This is a genomic window from Mesorhizobium sp. KR2-14, assembly GCF_040049255.1.
Taxonomy (GTDB): domain Bacteria; phylum Pseudomonadota; class Alphaproteobacteria; order Rhizobiales; family Rhizobiaceae; genus Pseudaminobacter.
In genome coordinates this window covers 436,157-456,507 of record NZ_JBDZDR010000001.1, presented here as the reverse complement: position 1 = coordinate 456,507, position 20,351 = coordinate 436,157, and the positions used below count along the sequence as shown (strand labels likewise).

The following is a 20,351-nucleotide window of genomic DNA, read 5'->3' as shown; positions in this document are numbered from 1 at the left end:
AAGCTGCCGCAGCCGTGCGAGAGGAACATGTCGCACTTCCAAACGTAAGCACTTGCGACGCCGCCCGTGATTGGTGGCGGCCGCTCCCCACCCCCGTCATCCTCGGGCCGGAGCTCGAGCGAAGCGAAATGCGGAGGTTCCGGGCACCCATGCCGCTCCGCCAAAGCCTCCGCAGCGGTGCAGGAAGTGCATGCCGCACTTCCGACGGCAACACTTTGTTTTTCAAACGACGAACGCTCTCAAGGGAGAGGTAAAGCCTCGCGCTGCACAGCGGTGCACGCGCCGCGTTAACGCTCGCTTAACCCTGCCGCCACCTCAGCCGCAAGGGCGCCATTGTCGATCGCTTCACCCGTTGACGCGAGAACAAAAATAGAACAAACTAAAAACATATCAAATACACGAGGGAATCATGACCGATCTGTTCCAGGATGTCATCTCGCTGATTTGCATGAGCGCGTTTCTGGTCACGATGGCGATGTGGATCGGCGCGATGTGACGATCCATTTTTGAAATGGGGCGCAAGAGTTTTGCGGGGCGGCATCAACCGGCCTTGCTGTCCGCCTCGCGCGTGATCTCGGCCGGACCGAAGACGGTCTCGAAGGAGGCCTTCAGCGCCACATCGAGATCGGACATCGTCACGGGCAAGCCGAGGTCCACGAGGCTGGTGACGCCGTGCTCGGTCACGCCGCATGGCACGATGCCACTGAAATGGCTGAGATCCGGCTCGACGTTGATGGCGATGCCGTGAAAGCTCACCCAGCGCCGCAGCCGGATGCCGATTGCCGCGATCTTGTCCTCCGCGGGGGTGCCGTCGGGCATGGGCGGCCGATCCGGCCGGACAACCCACACGCCAACCCGGTCCTCGCGCCGCTCGCCGCGCACGTTGAAGCGGTCCAGCGTGTCGATGATCCATGCCTCCAGTGCTGCCACGAAGGCGCGGACGTCCTCTCGCCGGCGCTTGAGGTCGAGCATGACATAGGCCACCCGCTGGCCGGGGCCGTGATAGGTGTATTCGCCGCCGCGGCCTGCGTCGAAGACCGGGAATCGATCCGGGTCGACTAGGTCCGAAGGCTGGGCGCTGGTGCCGGCGGTGTAGAGCGGCGGATGCTCCACCAGCCAGACCAGTTCGCTGGCCGCGCCGTCGCGAATCGCCGCGGCGCGTGATTCCATGAACGCCAGGGCATGTTCGTAGTCGGTCAGGCCGGGCTCGATTCGCCATTCGACCGGCGGCGATTCCACTGCCGGCAGGAACGAGGTCTCGATCTGGCTGCGCTGCATCATGTTAGGCTCCGCAAAAACGTCTTCATTCATATGGCCGGGGCCGCGCCAAAGGTCCAGTTTTCTCGTTTTCGCGCGGCGTTTCCCGGGCCTCTGCAAGGGGTTCCGCAAGAGAGTTCACAAAGACGCCAATTATTCGCCACAGCGCACTTGTTTCGCCGAAAGCGATTTGCTACATGCCGCTGGCCGATGGAGATCGGCCCTTTCGTGACGTGCGGTCGTGGCGGAATTGGTAGACGCGCAGCGTTGAGGTCGCTGTGGGGCAACCCGTGGAAGTTCGAGTCTTCTCGACCGCACCATCACTCCCCGAAAGTCTTTTCGGTTCAGATAGTTGATTGATTTCATGAGCTTGTAGTCGCCCACCTGCTACAAAGGGCGCTACAAATGACTGTTACGATGGCTAGCTTGAGGCGAGCTAAGAACGGCGATTGGTTCTCCCGCAAGGCAATCCCCGATGATGTCCGGGACTCCTACCAGCGCGCTTATGGGATTCGGCGGGAAGAACGCTTCCGCCGCGCCGCAAACACACTCCACAGTGAAGCCAAGGCAGCTTGGGCCGAATGGCTGGCGGATATAGAAGGCCGAATCACTGCGCTTCGTGCTGTGGCCACGGGCAAGCCGCTGGAGCTATCGCATCGCAAACTCCATGACCTCATAGGCCGCTGGTACGACTGGTTCATCCTGCAGCACGCGGACGATCAAGAATCAGTCGAGGCTTGGGATTTCAAGTATGAACGGTACCAGGACGCCGTAGAGTCGGTTGACGGGGATTGGCCCGAGCATGACGAGGCGCGTACTCGAAGTCCGAGACGCGCGGCGATAGTCAGGGCCGTGGTGCTGGAGCTTTCGCGCCTTCAAACGTTCCTCGCCAGCGAAGGCATTCGCCTAGCAGCCGATACCCTCGACCACCTTGTGGACACGCTAGAGGCTGACCTTGTGGCAGCCATGGCGCTGCTCAGGAGACGAGCCGGTGGTGACTATCGTCCCGACACCCACAGGGAACGCTTCCCGCAATCCATGCCCATCATCCCCAGTAACGTGAAGCTGTCCGGCTGGAACGTACAGGACGCCTTCGAGGCATACGTCCGAGAACGGAAGCCCCAACCCGCGACCGTGAATCGCTGGCGTGTGGTCTTCATTGACCTCAACGGCTTTCTGGACGGACGAGACGTTTCGCTGGTGACGGACGAGGACGCCATTGGCTGGAAGGACAAGCTGGTCGGAAGGGGGGACATGGCCGCGCGCACCATCAACGAGATATGGATTTCCTCTGCGCGGGCCGTATTCAATTGGATCAAGCGTCAAAAGAAAATCGCCTCCAATCCATTCGACGGAGTGAAGGTGGCGACTGGCCGGAAGCGACCGACGAGGGGCGAGTTCAAGCCCGAGGACATAGAAACCATCCTGACGGCGGCCTTGCAACCGCTCAGCCCACGCATGTCGCCCCATCGCCGTGCGGCCATCCGCTGGGTGCCGTGGATATGCGCCTATACTGGCGCACGCTCCGGCGAGGTCACGCAGTTGCGCAAGCAGGACATCAAGCAACACCGAAACGGCTTTTGGACAATGCACATCACGCCGGAAGCGGGAACGGTGAAGGGAGCCATGCCGCGCACGGTGCCCCTGCACGAGCACCTTATCGAACAGGGGTTCATCGAGTTCGTGAGACAGGCGAAGGACGGGCCGCTGTTCTATGACGCCCAAGCCAGAAGGAAAGCCGGGGACTTGGACCCGCTCAATCCGCCTCGCCCCCCGTATGTGCAGGTGAGGCAGAAGCTGGCGGACTGGGTTCGGGACATAGGCGTGACGGACGAGAACGTCAGCCCCAACCACGCCTGGCGGCACACGTTCAGGCGGCGGGCGGCGGGGGCCAAGATCGAGGAACGTATCCGGGATGCCTTCTGCGGCCACAGCGACCCAAAGGTTGGTCGCCTTTATGAGTTGCCGTCGATTGAGGATTTGGCCGAGGCTCTCAAAGAGTTCCCGCGCTACGAGATAGACACGCGGTCAAGATGCTCGCCGGTGCATTTACCTGATCATCCCGTTCCGCCTCACAAACCCTATGAGTGACTTAGGGCTCGCTACGTGGGACGGCCATGTTGGCATTGCCACCGCGAGCAGAATCGTCGCGTTCTCTCGGTTCTGGTCAGGCTCGCCGATTATGGCCAAACATGAGCATTGCCAAACGTCGCCAAGTCGCCGAGCACGGGCTTGTCTGCGGTTCAGCGCTTTGGGGTCGAGGGGGCAGCGCACACTTACCTAGCGGTACCGGTCGTCAGGCGAACAAGGAGAGGTCGGGCAATGTCCCGGCCTTTTCCATTTGAGGAAGGACGATGGATGAAGAAGATATCTGGCGGCATTTTTTTTAGCCAAAGCCGACAACTCGCGAATTCAAAGTCGATACAACCGCGAGTGTTGCACGACAGATCGTCGAGGCGGAAAAGCTTGCCCGCGAGGTGAAAACCGAACGGCTGCGATTGGCCCATTTGGCCAAGGCGGCTGCGGAGCCTGCAATCACGAAGTCAAAAGTCAATCTGGGGTCAGCCAAGCGGTAGGCTTTGCTCCCTAAGCGAACAACATTAACGTCCCGACCATTGCCGCAGAATTTCACCCATCATCCGGCAATGCGCCTAGCTCTTCTGTAGTTTCGGGCGCGAGGGCCGAATTCTCTTGCTTTATGAAGTGCGAACGGCCATATGAGGGTCATCGGTCGCTGACCGGCTGGGAACGCTCGCCGAGATACGGTGTTGGGTTTCCCTGTTTAGCAACTGTATTTGCTCTGATTGATGGTGTATCGACCACGAAGGTACCGGCGGTTCACACGTCTCAGGATTGAAGGGGAAGCGGGCATCACGGCCCGCTTTTTTCATTTAGAACTGCAACCGCTGACATCACATCTGTTTTTTTCCGACCATATTTTACATCAAAGCCCGCGGCTAAAGCTTCGCGTGTAATGGCGCTAACCAAGTCCGCGTCCGAAATGTCCAGGTCCGGAAAAACACGTCGAACTGCGCCAAGAGCTTGCGAGATCGCAAACGGCCGAGCCTCTTTCTGGCATGCAGCCAAGAATTCACTCTCTACCCTGAGCAGATCACGACCCTGCTACAGTTTGTGGCCAACATCCGGCGGATGCATTTTTCTAGTGAGAAGGGGCTGAATATCAGCGATGGTGAGCTTCAGGAACTGCTGTTGTCTCCGGAGCAGACTCGCAGAATGATGGCCGCTAACGGGCCGTTGCTGGCAGCACTGGCCCGAACTGAAATAACCACCGAAGACGTAGTTGCTTTGGGGTATCGGAAGACCCAACTCCAGCGTTTCGAGCGTTTGCTAGATGACCAGGAGGCGTTCGCAGCCGAGTTAACGGAGTGCGCTGGAGGGCCTGAGGCTGTCTGGCAGCGGTTCTTCGAGCAGAACCAGTGGGTCTTCGGCTATGGCCTCTCCTACGTCTTCATGACGGGGCTGGAGGATCGAAAACTGGAGCAGGTGGTCAAGGGCTTTGACGTGTCCGGTCATGGCAAGCGAGTTGATAGCCTGCTGAAAACCCGAGCCGAGGTTAGCTCCCTTTGCTTTGTGGAGATCAAACGCCACGACACCGCGCTCCTGGCCTCTAGCAGCTACCGGCCCGATGTCTGGCAACCGTCCAAGGAACTGACAGGGGCAGTTGCGCAGGTTCAAGCATCCGTGCACTCTGCGCTGGCAGTGATCGGAGATGAGCTGCGCCCCGAGTTGGAGGATGGAAGTCCCTCGGGAGAGCTGCTGCAAGCAGTCCAGCCCCGGTCCTTCGTGATTGCCGGAAGACTTTCGGAGCTTATGACGGAAGGTGGGTTGCACAGGCCGAAGTTCCGGGCCTTCGAGCTTTACAGGAGAAACCTCTTGCAGCCCGAGGTTCTCACCTTCGATGAGCTATTTCATCGAGCCAAGTACATAGTGGAGAGCGCATGACGCGACAGATCTTCTCTGCGTCCACTGTGCGGGCATTGTTGATGAGGGTGGCAGGAGCTTGTTCACGCCCGGAGTGCAGGCGCATGACGCTTGTTCCAAACCCCGAGAATCCAAGCCTGTTCTCGGTCATTGGCCGCGCCGCGCACATCACAGCGACGTCCTTGAATGGGCCGAGATTTGACGGAACGCTAAAGTCCGCAACCGGGGATAATGTATGACGGCTATCGGAGGCCGAGGCGATAGCCTTGCGAAGATCGCTTCGGCGAATGTCGGTACTAATGCAACCGACCGGCTGACTGCTGTTGCGCGGGCACTTGCTGGGATAGTCCCAGGCGCGGGCTCGGCGTTGGCCGAAGTAATCACCAGCGCCATACCAAAGCAACGCCTAGACCGAGTTGCCGCCTTCGTGGTCCTGCTGGCGAAAGAGGTGGAGAGATTGTCTGCAGCCGAGAAACTGGCTTCTCACTCCAGCATGCCGCTCATTGAGGAGGGTATCTCCCAGGCTTCCGGGGCCTTCTCGGAGCAACGCCGCCTATACCTGGCGAAGTGTGTAGCTCATGGAGTTAACGCGGACGAGATAGACAAGCTGAACGAGCTAAAAATCCTCCAGCTGCTGGAGGAAGTCGGAGATGACGAATTGCTGTTGCTGGACGCGTTAGACGACCCGAAGGCTCGGGACAAGTTGAGCGCCTTGCAACCGCCCCAACTACGCGCAAACGCCCCTGTTGAAGAGCGGGCAAAAGGGGAGCTTCACCGGGCCTCCTATCGCAAATTGCTCTCTATAGGGTTGCTTAGCTCTAGCCCATACACGGATGAGCCACGCCGATGGAGGTACGGGAAACACGGTGAGCTGGAGGAAGCCCCTTACGTCAGCGCCTTGGGCAGGATGGTACTTGTGCGCGTTGGGCTCCGTCCCGGCGGTCCCGAAGTAACTTGACCACCGCTACAAACGCCGCTACAAACGGCTCCGACGCGGCGGCGAAAAGCGCAATGGAATCAACGGTCAAGGGGCGCAATCCTCGTTTCTTCTCGACCGCACCATCACGAAGCTTCAACTCTTGAAGCTCCTGATTGCACTCGCATTTTTCAGCGTGACGATGTTCCTGCAAGGGTTCCGGGCCCTTCGCCGGGGTTGCGGCCCGGCCACGCAACGTGCTCTTCGCATGGCCCCGCCGGCCGTCCTGACCTACGCCAATGTTTCGGGATTCGAATGTCCGCCAGGCAAGCGTCGCGGGGACGCGAATCGGGTGCTTGAAAGGCGGCGGCTCTTCTTGGCATGCTGATGCGCCCTCGGGAGAAAGACCTGCAATGAGCGAGGAAAGCCGTAAGAGCCATTGGGACAAGGCTTACACCGACAAGGGCGAGGCGGGCGTAAGCTGGTTTGAAGACCGGCCCGAACTTTCGCTCGAGCTGATCCGGCAGGCCGGCGGCACGCCTGCGACCTCCCTGATCGATATCGGCGGCGGCGCCTCTCGCCTGGCCGATGCGCTGGTGGCTGAAGGGTGGCGTTCGGTGACGGTCCTCGACGTTTCCGAAACCGCGCTTCATGCCGCGCGCGCCAGGATGGGCAAGGCTGCCGAGCAGGTGCAATGGATCGCAGCGGACGTGACGCGATGGCAGCCGGCCCGCGCATATGACATCTGGCACGACCGCGCGGCATTTCACTTTATGGTCGACCCGTCAGAGCGCGCGGCCTATGTCGAGCGCCTTGCCTCGGCGGTGAAGCCAGGGGGCCATGCCATCATCGCAACCTTCGCACTGGACGGGCCGGAGCGCTGCAGCGGCCTTCCGGTGGTCCGCTACGACGGCTCCATGCTGGCTGCCGAACTCGGTCCGGCTTTCGCGCTACTCGAAAGCCGCCACCATCTCCACCAGACGCCTTGGGGCTCGACACAGCCCTTTCAGTACAGCCTCTTCCTCCGCGTTCCGGACCGCGCCTAGCCAGTAAAAAATTTTTTGCCGGCGCGCGGAACCGAACCGGCGCAAGCGCGTTGAAAGTCACCAACTAGGGGTAGATGGTACACATCAGAAAGCCCGTTGCCTGACAGAGGCGGCGGGCTTTCTGCTTTTCGGCACATGCGCTGAGCGTGCCGTGGGAAGATCGGTCGAGTTTCCCGAGCGATGGCTGGCTGTGCCAGGGGGCGAGGGGCGCTTCCCGGGGGCGCCGCCGGCGGGCTCCAACTTCTGTGAGAGCTGCGAGGCAGAGCGCATTTCGTTTGAATTCACGGCTCGTTCTGCCATAGACCTGACGGGCAAAACTTCCCCATGAATCGTGGAGCGAGAGGCGCGCTTGGAAGGCCAGGATGAAAAATTGCCGGGTGCCGTTGGCCATCCGCATCTTCACGCCGAAATTTATGACGATGACGGCGTCATCCGTGCCTCGTTTCTCGCGCAGGTCGAAGCAGCGATTGCCGAACGCAACACTGAGGCCCTCAAGGACGACATAGGCAGCCTGCACCAGTCCGAACTGGGGCATCTTCTGGAAGCGCTGCTGCCGGAACAGCGGCGTGCGCTGGTCGAACTCATGGGCAGCGACTTCGACTTTTCGGCTCTGACCGAGGTCGACGAGGCAATTCGCCTCGAGATCGTCGACAACCTGCCCAATGAGCAGATCGCCCAGGCGGTGCAGGAACTCGATTCCGACGATGCCGTCTACATTCTGGAAGACCTGGATCAGGAAGACCAGGACGAGATCCTGGCGCAGCTTCCGTTCACGGAGCGAATCAGGCTGCGCCGCTCGCTCGACTATCCGGAAGAAACCGCCGGCCGGCGCATGCAGACCGAATTCGTCGCCGTGCCGCCATTCTGGTCGGTCGGCCAGACCATCGACTACCTGCGCGAGGACAAGAACCTGCCGGACAGGTTCAGCCAGATCTTCGTCATCGATCCCACCTTCAAGCTTCTGGGCTCCATCGCCCTCGACCAGATCCTGCGCTCGAAGAGATCGGTGAAGATCGCGGACATCATGCACGAGACGCGCCACGCCATTCCGGCCAGCATGGACCAGGAAGAGGCGGCGCACGAATTCGAGCAATACGACCTGCTGTCGGCAGCCGTCGTGGACGAGAACGACCGGCTGGTCGGCGTGCTGACCATCGACGACGTCGTCGACGTGATCCAGCAGGAGGCGGAGGAGGACTTGCTGCGCATGGGCGGCGTGGGCGACGAGGAACTGTCCGATACGGTGCTGGCGGCTTCGCGGTCGCGCGTGCCCTGGCTTCTGGTCAATCTGTTCACCGCCTTCCTGGCGGCTTCCGTCATCGGCCTGTTCGACCGCACCATCGAGCACATCGTGGCACTTGCGGTGCTGATGCCCATCGTGGCCGGAATGGGCGGCAATGCAGGCTCGCAGACGATGACGGTGACAGTGCGCGCGCTGGCCACGCGAGACCTGGACATCTACAACGCCGGACGCATTATCCGCCGCGAAATGGGCGTTGGATTCCTGAACGGAATGATCTTCGCCGTGCTCATCGGCATCGTCGCGGCAAGCTGGTTCCAGGATCCCAATCTGGGCGGGATTATCGCCGCCGCCATGATCATCAACATGTTTGTGGCAGCGCTGGCGGGCATACTGATTCCACTGCTGCTCGACAGGGTCGGCGCCGATCCGGCGGTCGCGTCTGCCGTATTCGTCACCACGGTCACCGATGTGGTCGGCTTCTTCGCCTTTCTCGGCCTCGCCACTTGGTGGTTCGGCATGCTTTGAGCCGGGCCCGGCTGAAGCGATCTGAATTGACTTTTACGTAAATGCCGTGACAAGATTCCCAGCCATTTTCGTGAACTATATCGGGGCGGAGCCATGATCCGGGAATATTATACGATCACTGAACTGACCCGCGAGTTCGACATATCCACGCGGACCTTGCGGTTTTACGAAGACGAGGGGCTGATACAGCCCGTCAGGCGCGGCCGCACCCGGCTTTTCCGCCCCTCCGATCGCCACCTGATCAGGCAGATCATGCGCGGCAAGCGCCTTGGTTTCTCGATCAATGAGATCCGCGAGATCATCCAGATGTACAAGGAGCCGCCGGGCGAGATCGGCCAGCTCAACCTGATGATCAAGCGCATCGAGGAAAAGCGCGAGGACCTGCGCCAGAAGCGGCGCGACCTGGAAGAGACACTCGCCGAGCTGGATCAGGCCGAGGAATCCTGCGTCGAGCGGCTAGCCGAACTTGGCGTGACCACCTGAGAGCCACGCCGATTACTTCCGTGCGCTGAGGGCGGCAGCGGCCGGGTGACCCGGCAGGGAAGGGCCGTCAGATCCAGCGGCGCACCCGCTTTGCATAGTCGCGGTATTTCTTGCCGAAGCGCGCCTCCAGGTGCTTTTCCTCGCGCTCGACGGCAAGCTTCTGCGTCACGAAGGCGGCAAGAAGAGCCAGCGGCAGGAACCAGGCGATGCCGGTGATGAGGCCCACGCCGACCATCAGCAGCGTTATGCCCATGTAGATGGGGTTGCGCGTGACCGCGAAAGCGCCGTCGGTGACCAGACGCTCGGCGGGGCGGTTGGCCATGATCGTCGTTTCGGCCCGCCGCATGGCCTGAAGCGCCGAGACGTAAAGTGCGACTGCGCCAAGCACCGCAAGCCAGCCGGTGGCGAACAGGATGTCGCCCAGAAGCCCCGATATCCATGGCAAGGGAAGGGCGAAGGCAAGCAGGATGCTGAGCGCAATCGCCGCAATATAGATCAGCGGCGGCCATGGGATGGTGTTGGGGCTGGCATGCATGTCGGTCACGGCGTTCCTCCCTGGAAGGTCGAGTCCTCTGTCTCCTCGGTGCAGGTCTCGGCCTTGTTTTGTATTTTAGCGCGGAAATCCGGCGGCGGGTTTTCCGAAAATAGCTCGTCGAGCCCGTCCCGCTCCAGCGCGTCCAGCATGCATGTGCAGTAGCGGACGCAGAATTCGACGTCGCGGCTCTGCTCGCAGGTCCTTTCGCAGGAATTGCGGAAGCGCACCTCTTGCGGCTGCACCTGCGCCGGCACCACCTGGGAAAACAGCCAGACGCAGGCGATCAGCACCGGCTGGTGGATGAGGTAGACGGCAAGGCTGTGCTGGCCCGCGAAATTCAGCGGCGCTGCCCATTTTCCGAGGCGGATAACGGCAAGCCTGTCGAACAGGCCGCTGGATGAGGCAAGCCCGCCAGCGGCAATGCCGGCCAGCACCGCGCCGAACCAGGGAAAGACCGGCACATAGTCGTTCGAATGGGGGTTGCTGGACGACAGGCCCGCCCACCACAGGGCTGGATGATCGAAGAGTTCGCTGCGCAGGAAGTTTGGCGTCGCGATCACCAGCGCCGCGACAACGAGCGTCAGCAGCGCCGGCAGCCGCAGGAAGGCCAGCCCGAGAAGGCTCGCCAGCGCGATCTGGTGCAATATGCCGAAGAAGATGAAGCCGCTCGGCACGGCAATCCACGTGGCAACCGATATGGCCAGCGCTGCACCCGCCACCATGGCGAAGCGTCGCCAGAACGGTTTCCAGCGAATGCCACGGCCATGCGCCAGCACCAAGCTTACCCCGACCAGGAAGAGGAAGCTCGAGGCGATGCAGCGGGCAAACAGCTTCCAGCCGCCCACCGCCGTCATGCCCGGTTCGACGTAACCGAAGAATTCCAGGTCCCAGGTAAAGTGGTAGATGGCCATGGCGGCCAGCGCCAGGCCGCGCGCCAGGTCGAGCAGCTCGATCCTCGTGCCCTTTGCGGTCGAGGCTTGATTCGTCTTGATATCGGGGTACATGGCTGTGTTTGCGGGCATTGCAGACATGGTGACATCGTTATCGTGGAAGACAAGGCCGAAGAAGAACTGGGGAAATGCGATGCACAGCGTGAATGCAAATGGCGCCTCTATACCGGCGCTGGGCCTGGGAACCTGGACGCTGAAGGGGCAGGAATGCACTGAGCTGGTGTCTCGGGCACTGTCCATCGGCTACCGCCACGTGGATACCGCGCGCGCCTACGGCAACGAAGACTCCGTGGGCGAGGGGCTGCGCGCTTCCGGCATTGCGCGCGACGAGCTGTTCGTGACCACCAAGGTGTGGTGGACGGAAATCGCGCCCGGCGACCTTGAGCGCTCGGCCGAGGCCAGCCTGAAGGACCTTGGCCTCGACCAAGTCGACCTGCTGCTGATCCATTGGCCGAACCCGCGCATTCCACTGGAGAGCTCGATCAAGGCGCTGAATGCGGTCAGGCGCATGGGCCTCACCCGCCACATCGGCGTGGCCAATTTCCCCACCAGCCTGCTGGCCGAAGCGATTTCGCTTTCGGAGGCGCCGCTCGTTTGCAACCAGGTCGAGTACCATCCCTATCTCGACCAGTCCAAAATGCTGCGCATGTGCCGCGAGAGCGGCCTGGCTCTCGTTTCCTACTGCCCGCTGTTCCGGGGCGGCGGTCTGTTCGAGGAAAAGGCGGTGCAGGACGCCGCTGCCCGTCATGGCAAGACGCCGGGCCAGATCGTGCTGCGCTGGCATGTTCAGCAGCAGGGCGTGTCGGCAATTCCGCGCACCTCCAGAGCGGAACGGCTGGCGGAAAACATCGCCGTTTTCGATTTCGCGCTGTCGGATGCGGAGATGGCGGCTATTTCCGCACTGACCAGCCAGAACAAGCGCATCTGCGACTACGACTTCTCGCCCGAATGGGATGCCGCTTAGGCCAGGAGGCGGCGGCCTATAGCCCCACAGGGTTTGCGACGGGCAAAGGTCGGTTTCCTGCTATCCTCCCACCGCTCGGGCCTGCCAACCTGCCCGCGAAATATCCGGGGCAGGAATGGTCACGCAGGTAAGGCATCCCATCTGGCTTCCCGCCGTAAAGCAGGCGGGCGCGCGCACCTTTGCCACGCTCTATGCGCTCGAGTCCTTTGCGCGGGCCGCCATTTCCAGCGTCGTCCCGATCCAGGCCTATGAACTCCTGCAGAACAAGCAGGGCGTCTCGCTGCTCTATACGCTGGTGGCGCTGATCGGCCTTTCGGCGACGCTGTTCATGCCGATGCTGATCAGCCGCTTCTCGCGCCGCTGGATCTACACCGCGGGCACGGCGCTGCTGGCGATAGGTTCGCTGCTGTTCATGACCCATTCGCTCCCCGGCCAGATGGTCGGCATGCTGGCGCGCGTCATGGGCTCAAGCGCGCTGGCCATCACGCTCAACCTCTACATCATGGACCACATCCGCAAGACGGAGATCATGCAGGCCGAATCGCTGCGCATGGCCTGGTCGATGATGGCCTGGACCGGCGGGCCGACGCTCGGCGTCTTTCTCTACACGCGCTATGGCATCATCGTCACGCATGTGGTGGTGGTGGGCTTCGCGATGACGCTCTTGGCCACGTTCTGGTATTTCCGCCTCGGCGACAATCCGCTGATCAGCCCCGGCAAGACGCGTGCGGCCAACCCGCTGAAGAACATCGGCCGCTTCGTCTCGCAGCCCAGGCTGCGCCTGGCCTGGGTGATTGCCTTCGGCCGCTCCTGCTTCTGGACCACCTTCTTCGTCTATGGCCCGATCCTGATGGTGGTGACGGGCGAGGGCGAGCTGGCTGGCGGTCTTCTGGTGTCGGCCGGCAATGCGCTGCTCTTTGCGGCGATCTCCTGGGGCAAGGCGGGGCGCCGCTTCGGCGCACGCAACGTCATGACGTTCGCTTTCCTGGCCATGAGCGCCGCTTTGTTCGCGGCGGGGCTGAGCGGCGAAGGGCTGCCGCTGCTGACAGGCGGCTTCCTGCTGCTCGGCGCGCTGTTTGCGGTGGCGCTCGATGCGCTCGGCTCCACCGCCTTCATGCGCGCGGTGCGCACCTATGAGAGGCCGCAGATGACCGCGGTCTACCGCACCTATCTCGATCTATCCGAGCTTATCCCGCCGCTGGTCTACACGGTTGTGCTCAGCTTCTTCGGCCTTGGCGCGGTGTTCGCCACGCTCGGCGTCTTCACCATCTTTTGCGGCGTGGTTACCTTCCGCTATCTTCCGAAGTCGATGTGACCTCGCAAGCGGCGTGCTGGTCGCGCACCCATTGATGGAAGCGATGCAGCTCGTATTCTTCCGGCATCAGCACGCCGGCGGAATGGCGCAGCGAATGCAGGCCCTTCTGGTTGACCTCGCAGATGGCGGCGTCTTCCTCCAGCACCCGCGCACCGAAACTGATGATGTTTTTCAGGCCGGCGCCCTCCGATGACAGCGCATCCGCGGGAAACAGCCATTCGGCGGTAAGCTCGGTCTGCTCGGGGCCGAGCGGCAGGAGGCGCACGGTGCGCACATAGTCGACATGACCGACGATGAACATGGAAGGCAGGTGCGCGGCATAGGTCTGGCCCGCGGCGCGTTCGGCCTCGGTCAGCGTGGCGAAGACCGGGCCATGGGCGCGCCCATCGTCCGACCATGTTTCGGCTCCCGGACGAAGCCCCCCGGCATATTCGGGCGCGTCGTTATCCGCATGGAGAGCCCATTCCGGGTCGTCGTAGCGTGCCATCAGCCCGCGCTCGTAGATCGGCACCAGGTGGGAGAGGTGCTTGTGCACGCCGGGGCAATGCAGGCACTCGTTGAAGTTTTCCCAAAAGACCTTCCAGTTGCAGTTCAGCACCTTGCGCAGCACGTGGCCGGTGGCGAGGTCTTCCAGAGGCCAGTTCGACAGGTCGGACGAGCCGGGGTCGAAGCTTTCCGCGGCGGAGCCTGCGGCATCTTCGGCAAGATTGACGAAAACGAAGCCCCGCCACGACGAAAGCGCAACCGGATAGAGCGGATAGTCGGCCTTGTCGAAACCGGCAGGAAGCGTCTTGGAAGGGACGCGCACCAGCTCGCCCGCCAGAGAATAGGACCAGGCGTGGTAGGGGCAGGTGAGCAACCTGCTCTTCAGCCGGCCTTCGCTTTCCCGGCAAAGCTGCGAGCCGCGATGGCGGCAGGTGTTGTGGAAGGCGCGCAAGGCTCCGGCTTCGTCGCGGATGAGCAGAACCTGCTGGGTGCCCACCGTGAAGACGCGAAAGGCTCCAGGCTGCGCGATATCTGCCTCGCGGCAGAGCATGATCCAGTTGCGATACCAGATCGCTTCGAGGTCGCGGCGGTATTCGGACTCGTCCCAGTAGGCGCGGGACGGCAGCGTTGCCTGGGCGGTTCGCAGGCCGTTATAGGGATCGATTGCTTCGGTGTCTGCTCGCATGGCGTTGCCCCGATCGATGGGAGAGCGGACACTGCTGCGCGCCGATTGTCAATCGGGGGCGCGAGGTGAGGCAGGTGGCTGACTTGCGCGTTTGCGACCTTGCCGGCCGATAAAAGGGCGGGATTATGGTTTGCCGGCCGTGGCGATTCTTCATATAGTCGCAATCGTCGTCGGTTCCGGACGGAACCAAAAGGGAATGCGGTGCGGGCATTTTTTTGCCCAAAGCCGCGGCTGCCCCCGCAACTGTGCGCGGAGAGCTCTCCCCAGATGCCACTGAGGGTTACCTCGGGAAGGCGGGGAAGGGCGTAGACCCGCAAGCCAGGAGACCTGCCGGCGACGAAGAAAACTCTATGGGCCCTCGGGTGGAGGGTGAAAGGATTTTTGGAATGAACACTGTTGCTTCCTCGTCGATCGGCGCTTCGGTTGGCTCGGCCTCGCGCGTTACGCAGCTGGCGCTTTCTGCCCTTCTCGGCCTGTTCGTGGTCGGCTTCGTGGGCTTCGCGCAGATGGACGCCGTTCACAACGCCGCCCACGACTATCGCCACTCGCTCTCGTTCCCCTGCCACTAACAGGGGGCTTTCACATGACAGTTTTTCGCAACGTCGTGTTCATCGCGGCGATCGCCGGGCTTTTGTCTGGCATCGTGATGGCCGCGATGCAGGCCTATGCGACCGTCCCGCTGATTCTGCAGGCGGAGGTTTATGAGGAAGCCGCCGGCGGTCATCACCATGGCGCCCCGGAGGTCTCGGACCCGACCGCTCTCGATCATGAAGCGGCGGCGCCTGCGGAAGAGGAAGAGGGCTGGGCGCCGGCCGACGGTTTCGAGCGCTATGCCTTCACCGTTCTCGCCAACGTCGTCACTGCCATCGGCTTCGCGCTGGTTCTCGTGGCCGTTTCCGAACTGGCCGGCGGCATAGCCGGTTGGCGCCAGGGTGTGTTCTGGGGCTTTGCCGGCTTTGCCGTGTTCACGCTGGCACCGGGCCTTGGCCTGCCGCCGGAACTGCCTGCCATGCCCGCGGCCGATCTCGCCGCCCGTCAGGTCTGGTGGATCGGGACGGCTGTGGCAACCGCCGCGGGGCTTGGCCTGATCGCCTTCCGCAGCTCGTTGGCGTTCTCGCTGATTGGCGTGGCTTTGATCGTGGCACCGCATGTCATCGGCGCGCCGCAGCCGGAAAGCCACGAATCGCCCATTCCGGAAGGCCTGCACCACCAATTCGTGGTCGCGGTCACCGTCACCAACCTGATCTTCTGGGTGGTGCTTGGGGCTCTGGTCGGCATCGTCCGCAGCCGCTTCACCGGAACGGCGAAAAGCCTGCGCGACAGCTTTGCGTGAGGCACACACACTGACGCTGCTGCTCGGCGGCGCGCGCTCCGGCAAGAGCGCGCATGCCGAGCAGCTGGCGACCGGCTTCCCGGCGCCATGGACCTATATCGCCACCGCCCAGGCCTTTGACGACGAGATGGTGGAGCGCATCGCGCTGCACCGCGCCCGCCGCGCCGAGGGCTGGGAAACGCTCGACGCCCCGCTCGATCTTGTCGGCGCAATCCAGAGCGTGCCCGATGGACGCCCGCTTCTGGTCGATTGCCTGACGCTGTGGCTTTCCAATCATCTCCTGGCCGAGCATGATCTCGAATGCGAAAGCGAACGCCTTGCCGATGTGCTGGGCCAGCCGCGCGGGCCGTGGTTCGTCGTGGCCAACGAGGTCGGCCTTGGCATCGTGCCCGATAATGCGCTTGCCAGAAGATTCCGCGACGCCGCCGGCCGGCTCAACCAGAAGATCGCGGCCCGTGCCGACCGTGTCCTGTTCATGGTTGCGGGGCTACCCATGCAGGTGAAATGACATGAAGGAAATCGACGACAGCGAAGCCGAACGCCACAAGGCCAAGATGGCCAAGCGCAAGGCCGTGCAGGATGCCGAGGTGGCTGGCAAGACCATCGAGCAGAAGGGTCTGCTGATCGTGAACACCGGCCCGGGCAAGGGCAAGTCAACGGCGGCCTTTGGGCTGGCGCTGCGCATGCTGGGCTATGGCCGTCGCGTCGGCGTCGTGCAGTTCGTGAAGGGTGCTTGGCACACCGGAGAGAAGGACGCCTTCGCCGCTTTCGGCGACCGGGTAGTCTGGCACACGATGGGCGAGGGCTTTACCTGGGAAACGCAGGACATCAAGCGCGACATCGCCGCCGCCGAAGCCGCCTGGGCCAAAGCGGTCGAACTGACCAACGATCCGACCATCGACCTCGTCGTGCTCGATGAACTCAACATCGCGCTACGCTACGACTATCTGGACCTCGACATGGTCGTCTCAACCCTGAAGAACAGGCGCGAGGGGCTGCATGTCGTCGTCACCGGCCGCAACGCCAAGCCGGCGCTGATCGAGGCAGCAGATCTTGTCACCGAGATGGGCTCGGTGAAGCACCATTTTTCGGCCGGCGTGAAGGCGCAGCAGGGGATCGAGTTCTAGTGGAGAACCGCTACGCCACGCTGGCCTCCTGGGTCTATGAGTTGGACAAGCCGGTGGGGCGTTCGTTCGGCGACGTGGAGTATTACCGCGATCGCCTGCACGGATGCACCGGGCCGATTCTGGAACCGGCTGTAGGCAATGGCCGACTGTTCGTTCCCTTGCTCGAGGCCGGCTTGTCCGTGGAAGGCTTCGACGCGTCTGAAGAGATGCTACGCTATTGCCGCGAGGCATGCGAAAGCCGCTCCTTGCCGGCAAGGCTTACCCGGCAGACCTTCGAGGGATTTTCCTATGCCGAGCGCTTCGACGCGATCGTCGTGCCGCTTGGCTCCTTCCAGCTCATCACCTCCTATCCCGACGCGATGGCCGTGCTGGAGCGTTTTCGCGACCATCTGCTTCCGGGCGGCCGGCTGATCGTCGATCTCGACGCCATCGACAGTTTTCTCGGTGAGAGCCATTCCATGCGTACTTGGAAAACCGACCAGGGCGATCTGCTGACCCTTGCCAGCGACCGGGTGGAGACGGATTACATCTCGCAAACGACCAAAACGACATTGCGCTACGAACTTTGGCGTGGCGGAAAGCTGGTGGATTCGGAGATGGACCTGTTTTGCCTGCGGTGGTGGGGCGTTGCCGAGTTCGAACTGGCGCTCCGGGCTGCCGGCTTCATTGATGTCGAAGCCTGTGGCGACTACCAGCATGGCCACGCGCCCCACAAGGGCGACGGGATCATCACTTTCGAGGCTCGCCGAAGCTGACGTGCCTGACCTTTCTCACATGAGAAAGATCGCAACCGCCAGTATTCCGAACAGACCGATCAGCAGCCAATCAGCGACGTGATAAAGCCGCAGCGCGCGCCTGATATCGGTGCTGGTCGCTTCGCGCCTGCCGTCCCCCATCATGTGGTCCTCGACCAGCATGCCGCCATAGACGCGAGGGCCGGCCAGCGCGAGGCCGAGCGCGCCGGCCATCGCGGCCTCGGGCCAGCCGGCATTGGGCGAGCGATGTTTGCCGGAATCTCGACGCAGCGCGCGACAGGCGTTTTTCGGGTCGGCTCCCGGCACAAGTGCGGCGGCCGCAACCAGCAGCAGGCCGGTGAGGCGCGAGGCGGGCAGGTTGATGAGATCGTCGAAGCGGGCTGCCGCCCAACCGAAGGCTTCGTGGCGCGGCGTACGGTGGCCGATCATCGAATCGGCGGTGTTGGCGGCCTTGTAGGCGACGCCGCCGACCAGCCCGCCGACGCCGAGCCAGAAGGCAGGCGCGACGATACCGTCGGAAAAGTTTTCCGACAGGCTTTCGATGGCGGCGCGGCAGACGGCGGCTTCGTCGAGTTTTTCCGGGTCACGCCCGACGATCATCGAGACTGCATGCCTTCCGGCGGTGAGTCCGCCCTGGTCGAGCGCATCGGCCACGGCCTTCACGTGGCTGGCAAGGCTCCGCTGCGCCAGCAGGCTGCTGCCGAGCAGCGCCACAAGGATGATGCCGAAAGGCAGGGCCGAGAGCAGCGTCGAAAGCGCGAGCGCGATTGCTGCCGGCACTCCCACCAGCACGACGAGCGCCACCACGCCCGAAATGCGGCGCGGCATGTCGGAAAGGGTCGCGCGGTTGAGGTGCCGGTCGAGGAAAGAGATCAGGTGGCCGATCCAGATGACGGGATGGCCGATTGCGCGCACCAGTCGATCCGGGTAACCGAAGCCCAGTTCGACGAGAAGCGACAGGAAGGCGAGCAGGACGAACATGGCGCTAATGAACGGGAACTCGGTGGATGCGGTGGCCGATCATGGCGGCAGTCTGGGCCGGGCCAGCGCGCTGTTTCCGCAAGCGCCTCTGCCCTGGATCGACCTGTCGACCGGGATCAACCCGCACTCCTATCCGCTTTTCGATCTGCCTGCCACCGCCTTCTCGCGCCTGCCAGAGCCGGTGCGCGCGCGGGAACTGGCTGCCGTCGCAGCCGCGGCCTATGGCGCGCCGTCGGCCGCCAATCTGGTGCCGGCGCCGGGCACGCAGATCCTGCTGCCGCGCGTCGCTTCGCTGGTAAAGCCGGGCCGTGCGCTGGTGTTGGGGCCGACCTATGCCGAGCATGCGCGCGCCTGCGCCATTGCCGGCCACACCGTGGCAGAAGTGCACGACTTCGATGCCCTGTTCGGCGCCGACATTGCCGTGGTGGTCAACCCGAACAATCCGGACGGACGCGTGGTCAGTCGCCGCGACCTTCTGGAATTGGCCGACAAGATGCGCTCCAAGGGCGGACTTCTGGTGGTGGACGAGGCCTTCATGGATGTCGGCCCACAGGACGAGCGCATGGACGGCGACGTCGATCGGGGCGGGCTGGTCGTGCTGCGCTCCTTTGGAAAATTCTTCGGTCTGGCCGGCGTGAGGCTTGGATTTGCCATCGCGGCGGAACCGCTGGCGTCGCGGCTAGATGCTGAATTGGGGCCTTGGGCCGTGGCCGGGCCGGCGCTGGAATATGGCATCAAGGCGCTGGGTGACGAGGCATGGCAGAAGGCCATGCGAAACACGCTGAACGAGGATGCCGGCCGGCTGGATGCGCTGTTTGCCGGCTTTGGCGTTGAGGTGCTTGGCGGCACCAGCCTGTTCCGCTTCCTGCGGCTGCCGGATGCTGCCGGGCTGTTTGCTGCCCTCGGCCAAAGCGGTATACTGATCCGCAACTTTAACTGGGACGAGACCGCGCTGCGCATCGGCCTGCCGGGCAACGAAGGCGAGTGGCGGCGGCTTGAAAAGTCGCTGGCGGCATGGGCCGCGAAGCGGGCCTCTGGCACGACGGAGGTGCGGCCATGATTTTTGTCTGCCCATTGTCGAAGGTTGCTGAAACCGTGTCGAGTTCCGGCGCCCGGCGCCTCGTCTCGTTGCTCAACGCCGAAAACGAGGTGGTGCGGCCGGCGGCAATCGCGCCGGAGCACCATCTGCTGTTGTCGATGAATGACATCGCCGAGGCGCAGGCCGGCCTGACGCTGCCGGGCGAGATGCATGTGCGCCAGCTGCTCGATTTCGCGACCGAATGGGATCGTGTCCGGCCGCTGGTGATCCATTGCTACGCCGGCATCAGCCGCTCTACGGCCTCCGCCTACATCGTGGCGTCGGCGCTCTCGCCGCAACGCGACGAGGTGGAACTCGCGAAGGAACTGCGCTGGCTTTCGCCCTCTGCCACACCCAACCCGCGCCTCATTGCGGTGGCCGACGCACTGCTCGGGCGCGAAGGGCGCATGATTGCGGCCATCAAGGCAATCGGCCGTGGCGCCGATGCGTTTGAGGGAGCGCCCTTTGCGCTGGAGATTAGCTAATTTCTGAAATGCTTTTGACGGCGACACGGTCGAGGCATGGGTCCCCGTAACCCCGAACTGCTCGCTTCGCTCGCGCTCGGGGCACGAGGACGACGACAGAAGAAGGGCCTGCGCAAATCAGGACCGTTTCCGATTGCCCGGACGTCCCGTCAACCCGTCGTCCTCGGGCCGGAGCATGAGCGCAGCGAAATGCGGAGGTTCCGGGGACCCATGCCTCTACGTGCGCCGCTTTCGCTCCGGGACAG

20 protein-coding genes, 1 tRNA gene and 1 riboswitch are annotated in these 20,351 nt (G+C 62.9%); of the genes, 16 read left to right on the top strand and 5 right to left on the bottom strand.

The window, feature by feature from the left end:
• Positions 1–540: 540 nt before the first annotated feature.
• Positions 541–1,281, bottom strand: coding sequence for a lipoyl(octanoyl) transferase LipB (gene lipB / locus ABLE86_RS02125; protein ID WP_348777257.1), 741 nt, complete (start codon positions 1,279–1,281; stop codon positions 541–543).
• 211 nt (positions 1,282–1,492) lie between these two features.
• Here lipB and ABLE86_RS02120 point away from each other — a divergent pair.
• From ABLE86_RS02120 to ABLE86_RS02090, 7 genes are all read left to right on the top strand, one after another.
• Positions 1,493–1,577 (top strand) — tRNA-Leu (locus tag ABLE86_RS02120).
• 85 nt (positions 1,578–1,662) lie between these two features.
• Positions 1,663–3,348: a hypothetical protein gene (locus ABLE86_RS02115; protein ID WP_348777256.1), complete on the top strand. Its 1,686-nt coding sequence runs from the start codon at positions 1,663–1,665 to the stop codon at positions 3,346–3,348.
• A 951-nt stretch (positions 3,349–4,299) separates the two neighbouring features.
• Positions 4,300–5,220: a Shedu immune nuclease family protein gene (locus tag ABLE86_RS02110; RefSeq protein ID WP_348777255.1), complete on the top strand. Its 921-nt coding sequence runs from the start codon at positions 4,300–4,302 to the stop codon at positions 5,218–5,220.
• A 214-nt stretch (positions 5,221–5,434) separates the two neighbouring features.
• Entirely contained in the window at positions 5,435–6,157 is a 723-nt protein-coding gene (locus ABLE86_RS02105) for a hypothetical protein (protein WP_348777254.1), read from the top strand.
• A 371-nt stretch (positions 6,158–6,528) separates the two neighbouring features.
• Positions 6,529–7,161, top strand: a complete 633-nt coding sequence (locus tag ABLE86_RS02100) for a class I SAM-dependent methyltransferase (RefSeq protein WP_348777253.1) — start codon at positions 6,529–6,531, stop codon at positions 7,159–7,161.
• A gap of 349 nt (positions 7,162–7,510) precedes the next feature.
• On the top strand, positions 7,511–8,929 hold the full coding sequence (gene mgtE, locus ABLE86_RS02095; protein ID WP_348777252.1) for a magnesium transporter: 1,419 nt from the start codon (positions 7,511–7,513) through the stop codon (positions 8,927–8,929).
• Positions 8,930–9,025: 96 nt separating this feature from the next.
• A complete protein-coding gene (locus ABLE86_RS02090; protein ID WP_348777725.1) occupies positions 9,026–9,412 on the top strand; it encodes a MerR family DNA-binding transcriptional regulator in 387 nt (128 codons plus the stop codon).
• Between the two features lie 67 nt (positions 9,413–9,479).
• On the opposite strand, the gene ABLE86_RS02085 is transcribed toward ABLE86_RS02090, so the two are convergent.
• Positions 9,480–9,947 carry an isoprenylcysteine carboxylmethyltransferase family protein gene (locus tag ABLE86_RS02085; RefSeq protein WP_348777724.1) on the bottom strand — a complete coding sequence of 156 codons (468 nt, stop codon included), beginning with the start codon at positions 9,945–9,947 and terminating at the stop codon, positions 9,480–9,482.
• A 5-nt stretch (positions 9,948–9,952) separates the two neighbouring features.
• Complete coding sequence (locus tag ABLE86_RS02080) at positions 9,953–10,951, bottom strand: DUF1624 domain-containing protein (RefSeq protein WP_348777723.1); 999 nt, start codon at positions 10,949–10,951, stop codon at positions 9,953–9,955.
• Positions 10,952–11,030: 79 nt separating this feature from the next.
• Between ABLE86_RS02080 and ABLE86_RS02075 the strand changes: the two genes are divergently transcribed.
• A complete protein-coding gene (locus ABLE86_RS02075) occupies positions 11,031–11,861 on the top strand; it encodes an aldo/keto reductase (RefSeq protein WP_348777251.1) in 831 nt (276 codons plus the stop codon).
• Positions 11,862–11,976: 115 nt separating this feature from the next.
• Positions 11,977–13,176: an MFS transporter gene (locus ABLE86_RS02070; RefSeq protein ID WP_348777250.1), complete on the top strand. Its 1,200-nt coding sequence runs from the start codon at positions 11,977–11,979 to the stop codon at positions 13,174–13,176.
• Here the strand turns inward: ABLE86_RS02070 and ABLE86_RS02065 are convergent.
• Positions 13,145–14,347 (bottom strand): aromatic ring-hydroxylating dioxygenase subunit alpha, encoded by a 1,203-nt coding sequence (locus tag ABLE86_RS02065; protein ID WP_348777249.1) that lies wholly within the window; start codon positions 14,345–14,347, stop codon positions 13,145–13,147. The two genes, ABLE86_RS02070 and ABLE86_RS02065, sit on opposite strands and share 32 nt — an antisense overlap.
• A 154-nt stretch (positions 14,348–14,501) precedes the next feature.
• A riboswitch (cobalamin riboswitch) is annotated at positions 14,502–14,697 on the top strand.
• 36 nt (positions 14,698–14,733) lie between these two features.
• Between ABLE86_RS02065 and ABLE86_RS02060 the strand changes: the two genes are divergently transcribed.
• The 5 genes from ABLE86_RS02060 to ABLE86_RS02040 are packed head-to-tail and all read left to right on the top strand — an operon-like array spanning position 14,734 to position 17,562.
• Positions 14,734–14,916: a CbtB-domain containing protein gene (locus ABLE86_RS02060; RefSeq protein ID WP_348777248.1), complete on the top strand. Its 183-nt coding sequence runs from the start codon at positions 14,734–14,736 to the stop codon at positions 14,914–14,916.
• A 14-nt stretch (positions 14,917–14,930) separates the two neighbouring features.
• A complete protein-coding gene (locus ABLE86_RS02055) occupies positions 14,931–15,680 on the top strand; it encodes a CbtA family protein (protein WP_348777247.1) in 750 nt (249 codons plus the stop codon).
• Entirely contained in the window at positions 15,673–16,188 is a 516-nt protein-coding gene (gene cobU / locus ABLE86_RS02050; RefSeq protein ID WP_348777246.1) for a bifunctional adenosylcobinamide kinase/adenosylcobinamide-phosphate guanylyltransferase, read from the top strand. Before ABLE86_RS02055 ends, cobU begins: the two co-directional genes overlap by 8 nt.
• 1 nt (position 16,189) lies before the next feature.
• Positions 16,190–16,807 (top strand): cob(I)yrinic acid a,c-diamide adenosyltransferase, encoded by a 618-nt coding sequence (gene cobO, locus ABLE86_RS02045; RefSeq protein WP_348777245.1) that lies wholly within the window; start codon positions 16,190–16,192, stop codon positions 16,805–16,807.
• A complete protein-coding gene (locus tag ABLE86_RS02040; RefSeq protein ID WP_348777244.1) occupies positions 16,807–17,562 on the top strand; it encodes a class I SAM-dependent methyltransferase in 756 nt (251 codons plus the stop codon). The genes cobO and ABLE86_RS02040 overlap by 1 nt, the downstream gene beginning before the upstream one ends.
• Before the next feature lie 15 nt (positions 17,563–17,577).
• On the opposite strand, the gene cbiB is transcribed toward ABLE86_RS02040, so the two are convergent.
• Entirely contained in the window at positions 17,578–18,543 is a 966-nt protein-coding gene (cbiB, locus tag ABLE86_RS02035) for an adenosylcobinamide-phosphate synthase CbiB (RefSeq protein WP_348777243.1), read from the bottom strand.
• On the opposite strand from cbiB, the gene cobD reads away from it, so the two are divergent.
• Both cobD and ABLE86_RS02025 read left to right on the top strand, forming a co-directional pair.
• Complete coding sequence (gene cobD / locus ABLE86_RS02030) at positions 18,542–19,603, top strand: threonine-phosphate decarboxylase CobD (protein ID WP_348777242.1); 1,062 nt, start codon at positions 18,542–18,544, stop codon at positions 19,601–19,603. The two genes, cbiB and cobD, sit on opposite strands and share 2 nt — an antisense overlap.
• Complete coding sequence (locus tag ABLE86_RS02025) at positions 19,600–20,106, top strand: tyrosine phosphatase family protein (RefSeq protein ID WP_348777241.1); 507 nt, start codon at positions 19,600–19,602, stop codon at positions 20,104–20,106. The genes cobD and ABLE86_RS02025 overlap by 4 nt, the downstream gene beginning before the upstream one ends.
• Positions 20,107–20,351: the final 245 nt, after the last annotated feature.